The sequence below is a fragment of the Pseudomonas sp. Sample_10 genome (assembly GCF_004321495.1).
Lineage (GTDB): Bacteria > Pseudomonadota > Gammaproteobacteria > Pseudomonadales > Pseudomonadaceae > Aquipseudomonas.
In genome coordinates this window covers 203,998-216,885 of sequence record NZ_RCOE01000063.1, presented here as the reverse complement: position 1 = coordinate 216,885, position 12,888 = coordinate 203,998, and the positions used below count along the sequence as shown (strand labels likewise).

9 protein-coding genes are annotated in these 12,888 nt (G+C 57.9%); 3 read left to right on the top strand and 6 right to left on the bottom strand.

The genetic code is table 11. The features are described 5' to 3' along the window. Positions 1 to 90: 90 nt before the first annotated feature. The 3 genes from D8U18_RS06165 to D8U18_RS06155 form a co-directional block, all read right to left on the bottom strand. Positions 91 to 1,113 (bottom strand): alpha/beta hydrolase, encoded by a 1,023-nt coding sequence (locus tag D8U18_RS06165; RefSeq protein ID WP_056855477.1) that lies wholly within the window; start codon positions 1,111 to 1,113, stop codon positions 91 to 93. Positions 1,114 to 1,196: 83 nt separating this feature from the next. Continuing rightward, positions 1,197 to 1,631 carry a YqaA family protein gene (locus tag D8U18_RS06160; protein ID WP_131107292.1) on the bottom strand — a complete coding sequence of 145 codons (435 nt, stop codon included), beginning with the start codon at positions 1,629 to 1,631 and terminating at the stop codon, positions 1,197 to 1,199. Then, entirely contained in the window at positions 1,631 to 2,077 is a 447-nt protein-coding gene (locus D8U18_RS06155) for a DUF411 domain-containing protein (RefSeq protein WP_130905627.1), read from the bottom strand. The genes D8U18_RS06160 and D8U18_RS06155 overlap by 1 nt, the downstream gene beginning before the upstream one ends. Before the next feature lie 288 nt (positions 2,078 to 2,365). On the opposite strand from D8U18_RS06155, the gene D8U18_RS06150 reads away from it, so the two are divergent. Next, on the top strand, positions 2,366 to 2,554 hold the full coding sequence (locus D8U18_RS06150) for a hypothetical protein (protein WP_130907255.1): 189 nt from the start codon (positions 2,366 to 2,368) through the stop codon (positions 2,552 to 2,554). Positions 2,555 to 2,578: 24 nt separating this feature from the next. Here the strand turns inward: D8U18_RS06150 and D8U18_RS06145 are convergent, their stop codons facing one another. Next, entirely contained in the window at positions 2,579 to 2,950 is a 372-nt protein-coding gene (locus D8U18_RS06145; protein ID WP_056855475.1) for a hypothetical protein, read from the bottom strand. A gap of 248 nt (positions 2,951 to 3,198) precedes the next feature. Here D8U18_RS06145 and D8U18_RS06140 point away from each other — a divergent pair, with 248 nt between their 5' ends. Next, positions 3,199 to 5,544 (top strand): acylase, encoded by a 2,346-nt coding sequence (locus D8U18_RS06140; RefSeq protein WP_131107274.1) that lies wholly within the window; start codon positions 3,199 to 3,201, stop codon positions 5,542 to 5,544. A 53-nt stretch (positions 5,545 to 5,597) separates the two neighbouring features. On the opposite strand, the gene D8U18_RS06135 is transcribed toward D8U18_RS06140, so the two are convergent. Next, on the bottom strand, positions 5,598 to 6,605 hold the full coding sequence (locus tag D8U18_RS06135) for a FecR family protein (protein ID WP_131107273.1): 1,008 nt from the start codon (positions 6,603 to 6,605) through the stop codon (positions 5,598 to 5,600). Between the two features lie 192 nt (positions 6,606 to 6,797). Next, positions 6,798 to 11,612, bottom strand: a complete 4,815-nt coding sequence (locus tag D8U18_RS06130; protein ID WP_131107272.1) for a DUF6543 domain-containing protein — start codon at positions 11,610 to 11,612, stop codon at positions 6,798 to 6,800. Between the two features lie 219 nt (positions 11,613 to 11,831). On the opposite strand from D8U18_RS06130, the gene D8U18_RS06125 reads away from it, so the two are divergent. Beyond that, the gene (locus tag D8U18_RS06125; RefSeq protein ID WP_056855471.1) at positions 11,832 to 12,872 is read left to right on the top strand and encodes an Ldh family oxidoreductase; all 1,041 of its coding nucleotides are present in this window, start codon (positions 11,832 to 11,834) and stop codon (positions 12,870 to 12,872) included. Positions 12,873 to 12,888: the final 16 nt, after the last annotated feature.

The window sequence follows — 12,888 nt, the reverse complement described above, 5'->3', positions numbered from 1 at the left end:
CGATAACGCGGTATCCGTTGAGTACACGAACGGGCTGACCCCACGAATCGCCAATCAGCGTCATTGGCACCGCCTTCAGCCTTGCCTCAATTAACGCACAGGGTTGGTTTTGTTCAGCCAGTCGAGCAGGGCCTTGTGGAATTGCGCCGGTTCTTCCATTTGCGGGGCGTGGCCCATGCCGGGGAATTCGACCAGTGTCGATTGGGGAATCAGTTTTGCCACCTGCTTGCCGAGTACGTCGTAACGGCCGATCTTCGCCTTGACCTCCGGTGAAGCGAGGTCCTTGTTGATGGCGGTGCTGTCGGCCGTGCCGATCAACAACAGGGTCGGCATCTTCAAGTCCTTGAACTCGTAATACACCGGTTGGGTGAAGATCATGTCGTAGATCAGTGCCGAGTTCCATGCGACCTGAGCCTTGCCAGGGCCTTTGGCCAGACCGGCGTACATGTCTACCCAGCGATCAAACTCCGGTTTCCAGCGCCCGTCGTAATAGGTGCTGCGCTGATAATCATGAATGCCCTGTGCGTTGACCTTCAGCTCACGTTCGTACCACTGATCGACGGTGCGGTACGGGACGCCGAGGGCCTTCCAGTCTTCCAGGCCGATGGGATTGACCATCGCCAGTTGTTCAACCTGATCGGGATACTGCAGCGCATAGCGGGTGGCGAGCATGCCACCGGTAGAGTGGCCGAGCAGGGTGGCTTTCTGGATGCCGAGGGCTTTGAGCAATTGCTGGGTGTTGCTCGCCAATTGCTGGAACGTGTACTGATAGTGGTCAGGCTTGCTGGATGTGCAGAAACCGATCTGGTCCGGGGCGATGACCCGGTAACCGGCGTCACTCAGTGCCTTGATCGAGGTTTCCCAGGTGGCCCCGCAGAAATTCTTGCCGTGCATCAGCACCACGCTGCGCCCGTTGGCCTTGCCATGGGCGGCGACGTCCATGTAACCCATTTGCAGGGATTTGCCCTGGGATTGGAAGGCAAAGTGTTTGACGGTGTAAGGGTATGCAAAACCTTGTAATTCAGGACCGTACGCCGGGCCTTCAGCGGCAAGGGCCGGCAGTGCGGCGGTGAGCAGCAGGCCGGCAAACCAGTGTGAGCGGGTCAAGGGCATGGGTGAACTCCATTGGAAATCCGCCGATCCTGGATCGGCATGATTAGGGCGACATTAAACAGGCAATCGCCACCACGGTTGGTTCAACCCATCCAGCCCAAAGTGGCCAATGCCAGTACGCCATAGCGGGCGCCCTTGGCCAGGGTCACGATCAGCAGGAATCGCCCCAGCGGCTCACGCAACACACCGGCCACCAGCGTCAGCGGATCGCCGATGATCGGCAGCCAGCTGAGCAGCAGTGACCAATGTCCGTAGCGCTGATAGTGGATACGGGCTTTTTCCAGATGAGCAGGGCTGACCGGGAACCAGCGCCGGTCACGGTAGCGTTCAACGGTGCGGCCCAACCACCAGTTCACCAGCGAGCCGAGGACATTGCCCAGTGTCGCCATTGCCAACAATACCCATAGCCAGTATTTGTCGCTGAGCAGCAAGCCCACCAGCAGGGCTTCGGACTGCAACGGCAACAAGGTCGCGGCACCAAATGCCGCCAGGAACAAACCGATATAGGCGCCGAAAATCAATGGGCCGGGTAGTCGGCCACGACCACATCCGTGCCGTCCTTTTTCAGGCCGATCACCTGATAGGCATCGCTCATGCCGTCCATCTCCATGCCGGGCGAGCCCATGGGCATGCCGGGCGCGGCCACGCCCAGCAGGTCGTTGCGTTTGCTCAGGGCCAGCACCTGATCGGCCGGGACATGGCCTTCAACGAATTTGCCGTTGACCAGCCCGGTGTGGCAAGACGCCAGACGCGGCGGTACGCCATGCTGTTGCTTGAACTCACTCATGTTGGCTTCGACGTGGTCCTCGACCTTGAAGCCGTTGGCTTCCAGGTGAGTGATCCATTTTTTGCAGCAGCCGCAATTGGCGTCGCGGTGGACTTCGATCGGGATCAGGTCAGCGGCCTGGGCCAGGGAAGAAATGAACAGGGCGCTCAAGGCAGCCAGACGCAGAGAGTTTCGCATGACGGGTCAAGTCTCGGATTGCGGGCGAAAAAAACGCATTCTGACCGGTTTTTCCGGGCAGGCATTCATGGTTTGTATCAAAGTACTACGGCGCAGTGCAGCCCTATTATCGTAGATCAAGGCTGTCAGGCAGATGAGGGCGGCATGACAAATTTGTCAGCCGGGGCGACGCTCAGGCAGTTGATGTAACATGTGGCCCCGGTTGCAACGCCCATCCCCACTGAACGGCAGGGATCTGGCAGCAATCGGGTACACAGCGCATACACTTATTCAGATTCAGGAACTGCAATGACCCAGTCGCAACGTTTGAAATATTCGATTCTGATCTCCCTGGTGGTCCTGGGGATCATGTTTGGCCTTTCGTATTTGCAGAACACCGGTGTCATCAGTGAAAAACTGTTCCAGTACATAGCCATCGGCGTGGCGGTGGTCGTGGTCGTGATCAATGGCGTGATGCGTCGCAAGGTGAAGCCCTGAGCCGTGAGGCTCAAGGCCACTTGATCAATCGTTGTGCAGCACGGCGGCGGCCCGTGGGTCGAGGCTGTAGCTTTTGTCCGGGTTGAGGACGATCACGCCTTCGCTGCACAGACGTTTCAACACCTCGCGAACACTCAGAAAGGACAGGGGAATATCCAGTTCCAGCAAATGACTGTGTACACCGCGCACGCCCAGGCTGCGGTCGCTTTCGGCGGCTGTCAGCAAAGCGTCGATGACTTTCAGGCGAATCAGACTCGTTCGCAAGCCAAAGCTTTTGAGCAGGAAGCGAATCCTCTCGTTGCCATTGCGCTCGGTACGCTGGTCGAAAACGCCGACCCCAATGGAGGTGCTCTTTGGCGCGTTGCTACCGTCCGTTGGCAGATGCGAGTTGTACATTGCAAAACTCCTTTTCAGAGCCTGATCAGGAAAAATGGGGCGCTCTTGCATAACAAGACGTATGAGCGACCCAAATAATGAAGACTTGAATGTAGAAATTTCGTCGTCATTACGTCACCGCTCTGTCGGGCGCCTCTGGATGGCAGTTCATTCTCCTAAATTTTTGTCGTTTGCTTCGTCCCTGAAAGGATGCGCAGTGCGTGTCAGTACGCAGAACTGTGACCATTGTTTTTCGATCAGGAGCGAGTGTGATTATTTCCAGCCAGTTAACCAGGTTGAGCCTGGCAGGTTTGTTCTTGGGGCTCAGTCTCGCGGCGAATGCACGCAGCCAGCCTGAGCAGGCGAGTGCCGATATCCGCCGGACCACGTTCGGTGTTCCGCACATTCGTGCCGAAAACGAGCGAGGGCTCGGTTATGGCATCGGCTATGCCTACGCTCAGGATAACCTGTGTTTGCTGGCGAATGAGATCGTCACGGTGAACGGTCAACGCTCGCGTTATTTCGGCCCTGATCAATTCACGTTGGAAGAGCGAGCAAACCTGGCCAGCGACTTGTTTTTCAATGGCTTGAACACAGAGCAGGCGGTCAGCGGGTTCTGGCGGGCACAAACCCCTGAAGTGCGCGAACTGATGGAAGGTTATGTGGCCGGCTACAACCGATTCCTGTCGCAAAGCCGAGGGCAGGGGCTACCGGCGCAATGTCAGGGCGACTGGGTGCGGGAAATCACCACCACGGACCTGGTCAAGTTGACTCGACGGCTGTTGGTCGAAGGGGGGATCGGGCAATTTGCCGAGGCGGTGGCGGGGGCGACACCCCCGACTGCCGTCGCCACCCATGCCGGTGAGCGCGCGTCATTTCAGCTGGCTGCTTCGCGCCTGCAGCGTTTTGCCCTCGACCGCGGCAGCAATGCGGTGGCGGTGGGCAGCGAGCGCTCCTTCAACGGCCGTGGCATGTTGTTGGCAAACCCTCATTTTCCGTGGGTCGGCGGCATGCGTTTCTATCAAATGCACCTGACTATTGCGGGCAAACTGGATGTGATGGGGGCTGCATTGCCGGGCCTGCCGTTGATCAATATCGGTTTCAACCGGCATTTGGCCTGGACCCACACCGTGGACACGTCCAAGCATTTCACCCTGTACCGCTTGCAACTCGATCCAAAGGACCCGACCCGCTATCTGCTCGACGGCAAGTCACTGCCGATGCACAGGCAAGCACTGACCGTCGATGTGAAGCAAGCCGATGGAACGGTCAAAGCCATTTCCCACGTGGTGTACAGCTCGCAGTTCGGCCCGATCGTGAATTGGCCCGGCAAACTGGATTGGGATAACCAGTTTGCCTACAGCCTGCGTGATGCCAACCTGGAAAACGATCGGGTGTTGGCCCAGTGGTACGCGATGAATCGCGCCAATAGCCTTGAAGCGTTTCAGGCCAGTGTCAACAAGATCCAGGGCATCCCTTGGGTCAATACGCTGGCGGCGGATGACAAGGGGCAAACCCTGTACATGAATTTGTCGGTGGTGCCCAACGTCAGTGCCGAGAAACTGGCGCAGTGCAGCGATCCGCGTATCGGTCTGGAAATGATCATTCTCGACGGTTCGAATAGTGCGTGCGCGTGGGACATTGACCCGCGGGCCGCGCAGAAAGGCATTTATGCAGCAGACAAGCTGCCGCAACTGTTGCGCAAGGACTTTGTGCAGCATTCCAATGATTCGGCTTGGATGGCCAACCCGGCGCAACCGTTGACCGGTTACTCGCCGCTGATCAGCCAGGAAAACCAGCCATTGGGTTTGCGTGCGCGATTCGCCCTGCAACGGTTGGGCAGACTGACCCAGGCGGGAACGCTCAGCGCGCAGGATCTGCAACACATGGTGATGGATGATCAGGTCTATCAGGCCGCACTAGTGATGCCGGACCTGCTGCAGTTCTGCGCCGATGGTCTTGGCACCGATGCGAAAACGCTGGCCCCGCTGTGCGCCAGTTTCAAGGCCTGGGACCGCAAGGCAAATCTGGACAGTGGCCTGGGCTTCGTACACTTCCAGAATGTCATGGAAGCTTTGCAGCAAATGCCGGATGTCTGGCGTGTAGCGTTCGATCCCAAAGACCCGCAACACACGCCACGGGGTTTGGCGCTTGATCGTCCGCACGTGGTGAAAGCGTTGCGCCAGGCGATGTTGGCCTCGGTGGAGCAGGTCAACGCCTCCGGGCTGAAGCAGGCCACGCGCTGGGGTGATGTTCAAGTCGTCAGCAGCGGTGTCCAGCAAACGCCGATTCACGGTGGGCCGGGAACATTGGGCGTCTACAACGCCATCCAGAGTGTGCCCCGCAGCGACGGCAAACGCGAAGTTGTCAGCGGCACCAGCTACTTGCAGGTGGTGACGTTCGATGAGAACGGTCCGCAGGCCAAAGGTGTGTTGGCGTTCTCGCTCTCCAGTGACCCGTCTTCGAAGTACGCGCGGGATCAGACTGAGGCATTTTCGAAAAAACAGTTGAGTGTGCTGCCGTTCACCGAGCAACAGATCCAGGCCGATCCGCACTATCAGGCCATGACCCTGCGCGAGCAGGATGAAAGAACCGGGAAGGTGGCGGCACAGTAAACACCGCTGCAGCCGTTCAATGAAAGGCCGCACTCGGCAAAGGATGCGGCCTTTCAGCTTTTCGGCGGTTGTTGCGGGATGGAGTTGAGGACCGGGTTGCCCTCTTTGTTGCGGGTCAGGTAGACCGGCAGCACCTTGGGCAGGGTTGCCACCAGGCTATTGAGTTCCTTGATGTTGTAGATGCCCCCAATCCGGATCGCGCCGGTATTGTGGTCGGCAACCATCAACGGGTTTTCCAGGTAGCGGTTGATCAATGGCAACGCATCGTTGAGCGCCAGGTCATCGAGTACCAATTTGCCGTTGAGCCAGGCCAGCGCGTTGTCGTTGTCGTAGGTCTGGCTGATCTGCGGAATGTAATCGCCCTGGCGGTAACTGGCCTGCATCGACGGGCCAAGCCTCAAACCATCTCCCGGCAGGTCATCATTGCTGCTGACCAGCACCGATCCTTCGATCAGATTCACTTTGACCTGGTCTTCATACATCCAGACATTGAACCTGGTACCGGTGACGCGGATCTTGCCTTCAGCCGCCTTGACCACGAAAGGGTGGCCAGTGTCATGGCTGACGCTGAAAAACGCTTCGCCCTTTTTCAGAGTGACCTGACGACGATCCTTGTAATTGCTGTAGGTCAGCTCGCTGCCCAGGTTCAGTTCGACTTTGCTGCCGTCATTCAAAGTGACCTGGCGTATGTTGTTGGTCGCTTCAAAGTGCTGGTATGAATTGGGCAGCCAGCCCAGATTCCAGCCGCTGTAGGCCGCCAGCGGCAGTGCCAGTGCACAGACGGCGGCGGCCATGCCAAAGGTGCGCCATGGAGACTGTGACTTGACGGGCACCATCGGCACGACGACAGCAGGCTCTGGACGAGGCAAATCCCCCGCGACATCCCAGATTTCCAGCATGGCTTCGTACTCGAAGGCATGAAGCGGGTGTGCACTGCGCCACTGCTCGAACGCCAGACGCTCCTGCGCGGTGCAGTCTTCGGCGTGCAAGCGCATGCACCAATGCGCTGCGGCATCGGTGATGGCGTCGTATTCGTCTTGGGAGAGAGAGTGGTCGGTCATTGACTCATCCTGATTTGCGCCATTCTAACCTTGAGGGCGGCCGGCGAGAAACATCGGTCATGGCAATTAACCATCAAAGAGTGTTTATTTTTACCGGGATGCCCGTAAACACGGGGACGCCAGGTTTTATTCGTCGTCAGTGTGAAAAAACATTCACGGGCAGACCCGGCGGATCTGCGCATGTTTAATAGATCAGGCTGACGTGTTGGAAGTGGATGGAAGCGGGTCGAGCTGCCGCCCCATTTCACAAATCAGAAAGGCAATCGAATCGGCATTGCGCAAAATGATGTCGATCCGTTTCTCAGCGTTACTCGGATCCAGGAACGCATCGCGGGCTGCTGCCATGGTACGGGTGCCCGCAATAGTGAGGATTTCCTTGCCAATGTGAGTCGAACCCGGGATCGAATCCAGGCTTATCCATGACTGCAAGCGACTGTTCCAGCGTGCGAAGAGTTCCTCCTTCGGGGTGCTCAGGGACAACGCCTCCCGCTGAAACTTCGTCTGACTTTGCTTCATTGCCCGGCCGTAACCGGTGATCGGTGCGACAAGATCGAGAAATGGCCGCCGGGCTTCCAGGGTCGCGATATCCAGGGTTTTTGAAAACTGATGGGAAAATTCGTGAATCAGCGTGGCTGCCTGGCTGTGACCATCGACATCAAAGGGTTCAGTCAGACAGGACTTGTACCAGTCCAGTTGTTGATCGAAGAACCTTTCAGTGAAATGCACATGGTTGCTTGCGTCATCATTGACCACGAACGCGATCAGATTGGCTTGCTGGTATTTGTTCGAACCGACGACAAAGCGCTCGGTGTTCATCAAGTCTTCGTCCGGATCCACCAGTGCCGTACACACCGGCAGTATCGCCTGTTTGATTTTATCGAGCAGGGCGGTGTCGACGGTGCTGACATCAAAAAAACGCTTGAGAAAGGTGTCGAGGCGCGTGCCACTGGTGAGTTGCCTTTGTTGCGCCAGATTGTGCAGGCTGTTGAAGGCGTAATAGCGCGCCAGATCGATGGCCTGAACAATCATGCGGGCCTTTTCCGGATGATTGGCGCGGATGGCTGCCATGCCCCGCGCTTCGATGTTCAGTACCAGCCTGGCTTCGAGGCTGGCCACATAGTCGTTACGCATTTTCGACAGGGCTTTTCCGTAATGCACGGTGTGCACGTCGGGGTCGAGCACCAATTGCCGGGTCGATGTGCTCGCCAGATAGGGCCCGTCGTGGCTGGCATTGAGGATTTGCCAGACCGCAGCGGGTTTATCGACGCGATAGACCTTGCCGGCGATGGGCGCGTAACGGTGTTTGTCGACTGAATTGAGGTAGGTGCCATCGACGGCATTTTTGCTCAGATCTTTCAGGGACACGGTCGACGCTTCGAAGGTTTGCAATTGAGTGCGTGAGGCAGACGTCAGTTTGATCTCAGACCATTTCGGTTTAGTCACGGCGGTGATGACCGGTGTTGTTTCGCTGGATTCCTGCAATGTCAGCTGTTCATTCTCCAGCGACAAACGCCCCAAGGAGACCATTTGTACCGTACCGGCAATAAACGCCTGCAAGGCCCGCGTCCAATGGTGGTCCTGCAACGCTTCGGCGGAGGCTTTGAAATCCTTGAAGCTTTGCCATAAGAACTGCACATAGGCGAGTTTGCCCGGCAACAGACCGGACGCCAGTTTGAGACCGGAGCTGAACAGATGTTTGACGGCCTCCCAATCCGACTGGCCGTTGGCAAGCGATCGGCTGCCAAGCATTCGCTGCAACAGGCTGGCATTGTCGCTGAACAAGCTATCCAGCAGATTGCCGTCAATGGCAGACGAGGCGAGGGTGATTTCGCTTTCCTCGCCCATCGTGGACTTGAGCAGGTTGCTGAAGATCGACTGTTGGTTTTCAGGTAATCGTCGAATCACCAGGTCCTGGAACGCCCCGGGGGTATTGATCGCCGCAACGACTTTGGCCTCGCTTTCAAACTCGCTGAAAGCCGAGCCTGCAAAGTATGGCGCATACAGGACATGCGGCCCGTGATGATCGGCACCAGGGCTGATCAAATACAGTCCCAGAGTTTTGATGGCAGCGGCCCCCGCTGTTTTGATCAGTTCGAGCGGTCGGACGATAGCGTGCGCGCCGTCCACCGAGGCTCGAGCGGTGGCGTCCGGCATATCGAGCACTTGGCTGACCAGATCGAATGCCTCGCCGGAAAGACGCTGTTGCAACTTCAATGCGTGAGCATGCTGCAAGAGCTGCCAAGGAAGCTGTTGGGCAAAACGACGTTTACACCCTTCAGTGTCAGCGCCGGTCAATGTATCCGCCACCCGTTTTGCAAAGTCACTCTCGATATTCAGGGACTGCAAAAACTGTTGAACAACGCTCTGGTTCAGTCCCTCGGGCAGCGAGGTGGTCGTGGTTGATGTGATCTTGAAGCCCGTGCCTTGAGCAATCTTGACGTGATTGAGGGCGAAATCGGTCAGGGCCAGAGGCGGGCCGGCCAACGCCAGGTTGGGGGTGATTGTGATGTCGTCAGGGCTGAGCGACGTCCCGGGAAACCGGCTGGCAAGCAATGACTTCAACCGCTCGCGCGTGTAGTCAGATAGCGTCTGTATTCCATGCAGATAGTCTTTGTCATCGGTAACGCTGTTGCGGTACTGCTCCAGCAGTTCGATGTGCAACTGTTGCTCTTCGACGGGCGCCATGCCCAGCCAGGCGGGTAAGGACTGCTGTTGTGAAATGGCTTTGGCGATACTGGCGGCCCTGGGCAAGTTGGTGTCGATGATGTTTTTCGTCAGTTCGCCAAGTGCCTTGCGCTCTTTGGCCTGCGCAAGCTTGCGCGAGCGTACCTGCTCACAAGTGGCCAGAAAGTGTTCGATGGATGATTGCGTGAGGTGCTCCATCACGTTGCCTTCGATCAGCCGCAACGCGTGGATTGAGTAGCGTTGATGAAATTGACGCAGGGCGGGGGACAGGTTCTCCAGCAGCTCCAGACGGATGCGAGGGTCGAGCAGGCGTCGGTTCAGTACCTGTTTCGCGCGGTTGAGCGAATCAAAGACCTCGAGTCCTGCTGCCGGGGACCATAAAATGACGCGTCCCGAATGTTGGTTATCAAGTCCGCCACGCTCGGTCAGCAGCACGCAATTGGCCAAGGGCAGCAGCTCTTTCTGTCCGCTGCATTCAAGCATCAGCGTGTAGGCGTCAGGCCGGAACCCATTGAGTGCGCGGCGACTTTTGCGATCCGGTTGATCGGGGTTGAACACCGTGTCGACGATGGACTGTTCTGCCGTCCGCAAGGTTCTATCAAGCACCCGCAGCCTGGCTTCCCCGCCAACTCCGACGGACAGGGCATGGGCTATTTTCGGTTTGATTTTCTCCAGATAGAGCCGTTGCAACGCGAGTGAAGTGATCGGTTGGGCGGCGAAGTCTGTGCTGATCGGTGTTTCGACAGCCGTGAAAGTTTTCACGTAGGCCGCCGCGGTGTCGCCGCGCACCGCCGAGGGTTTTTGCTTGCCCACCAGCATTGGCTGTGTACTCCAGCGACCATCGGTGCCGAGCGCGAGCAAGCGTTCGCTGATCATCGAACGTATATCCAGCGCCTTGTCGAACAGGGCATGGAGATTCACCGTGCCGTCGCTGTGACGGAAAACCTGCAAGGCGTATTCGATGTTTTGCCGTTGTTTGGTGATGATTGCCTCGAACAGAACCGTGAATATCGGGCCGTAAACGACCTCTCCGGAGACTTGCGGCTGATCGAATCCGATGAAGCTGTTTCGTTCGCCCAGACTCAGCAGGCCATAGAGTTCGTCCTCGTGACCACTGGCGCTGAACTTGCTCATCAACGTCGCTTTCAAGTCTTGATAGTCTTTCAGTACCTGTAATCCCTGGGTCGGGGTGTAAAGGTAGGCAGTCGAGTGGCTGATCATCAGCGAGCCCGCCAATTCCACGAAGTTGGCTTGCTGCTCCCACAGGCGCACCGTCTCCAGGGTAACGGTGTGCGTGGTGGCGGTTGGTTGAAACAAAGTGTGCAGGGCACGGCTTTGGTCGGGGCTGATGATCTTCGCCTCACGCTTGAGCAAAATATCTGCTCGTGCCTGCTGACACAGGGCCCTGCTGAAGAGTGACCGGCGCGTTGCACCGTCACCGGCTGCGGGTGCTTCCCAGTAGGCTTCCAAGCGCTGGAAAAGCAGGGGCAGCAGTTTGCTGGAGGCGCTAAGTACCGCAGCTTGCCAATGTTGCTGGTCGGAACTGCTGGCCTTTTTCTGCGGGTGAGAAAACTCGACATGTTGACCCGCTGGCCACTGTTGATTGCGGTAATGGGACAGCACCGCAGCCTTCAGTGACAAGGAGTTGCTCAAGCGTTCAAAGGTGTTCTGCGTCTGGCCGACAGTGGCGTCGAGATAAAAATCTGCCCGGGTCTGACGCTGATCGAGCCCGGGCTGCGTGTTCGCCAGCAAGTCGGCAATTATCGTGTCGAGCAATGAATCGAGGGACGGTAGGGCAACCAGTTCGTCGATGAGTGCCTGATCATTCACAGCCAGGTTTTGGCGGATGGCAGCACCCTGGTCTTCGAATACATCGCCATCGATCGTCTGATAAGTCACCTGGACGCTGGTAGCCTCCGCCAGCGTCTTGCGCTGGGCAAGGGACATGAAGGCCAGCAGGTTATCGTCCTCGTCAGCGTCGCCAAGTTTTTGTACCAGGTGTTCGGTCAAGGCTGCTCGGCTGTAGAACTTCTGAATGCCGGCGTAGGGTGTATAAACGATCGCCCCGTTGGTATCCGGAGAAGGGCTCAACACGAAACAGCCGGCAAGAGGCACCGGTACCTGGTCGGAGGTGCCTATCAGTATTCTTTCGACGAGCATCGGTGGTGACTGACGACTGCGCAGGGTCTGGCTGGTGAGTTCAATGTGCTTGAACCATTCGAAATCTTTGCGCGCCAGGCCGTGGATATTACCCAGTTCAGTCCAACGGCCGGGGGACTGCAGGGCTTCGGGGAAAAACAGTGGATCTGGAGGTACAGGCATTATCGAATCTCGAACAAGGCACTGCGCAGAGCGCCAATGGATGGAGCGTCGAGACTAAAAGCCGCGGCTGCGGTACGGGTGGTAGATAGTTAACGCACGACAGGTCCATGTTCATGCAAACAGGCACCACCGAAGGGTTGACAGCGCATACGCCGCGCGTTGTTAATCGGCGCTCTACGTACGCTGTAGCCCCCTCCAATAATTAGTCTGGAGCTTCAGATGTCTGCGCCACACGAACATGTGTCTACTGTTGTCTCGCAAAACCTGTCACTCGATGAGCTGACGGCACTGCTTGAGAAGATATTCCTGCGTCACGGCACTTCGGCCGATGTCGCGCGGGTGCTGGCGCAAAACTGCGCCGGTGCCGAGCGCGACGGCGCCCACAGCCACGGCGTGTTCCGTATGCCTGGCTATGTCTCGACGCTCAAGAGCGGCTGGGTCGACGGCCAGGCTGTTCCGACGGTCGAGGATGTGGCTTCGGGGTTTGTCCGGGTCGATGCCAAAAACGGTTTTGCGCAACCGGCCCTGGCTGCCGCTCGGCCACTATTGATAGAAAAGGCTCGCAGCGCGGGCATCGCGGTCCTGGCGATCCGTAATTCCCACCACTTCGCGGCACTCTGGCCGGACGTTGAACCCTTTGCCTATGAAGGGTTGGTGGCGCTCAGTGTGGTTAACAGCATGACGTGTGTGGTGCCCCACGGTGCCGATCGACCATTGTTCGGCACCAACCCGATTGCCTTCGCTGCCCCTCGGGCTGACGGCGAGCCAATCGTGTTCGATCTGGCCACCAGCGCCATCGCCCACGGCGATGTTCAGATCGCAGCGCGCAAGGGCGAGCGCCTGGCACCCGGCATGGGCGTGGACAGTCTCGGTCAGCCGACCCAGGACCCGAAGGCGATTCTTGAAGGTGGCGCGTTGTTGCCGTTCGGCGGGCACAAGGGCTCGGCGCTGTCGATGATGGTGGAGCTGTTGGCGGCGGCGTTGACCGGGGGTAATTTTTCTTTCGAGTTCGACTGGAAAAATCACCCGGGCGCAAAGACTCCCTGGACCGGTCAATTGTTGATCGTCATCGACCCGAGCAAAGCCGCCGGGCAGAACTTCGCCGAACGCAGTCAGGAGTTGGTGCGACAGATGCACGGTGTGGGGCTCAAGCGATTGCCGGGTGATCGGCGTCACTATCAGCGGGCCAAGTCGCAAGCCGACGGCATCGCACTCGATGAGCAGACACTGGCGGATCTGCGGGAGCTGGCAGGGCTCTGATCTGAAAAACCTGTGG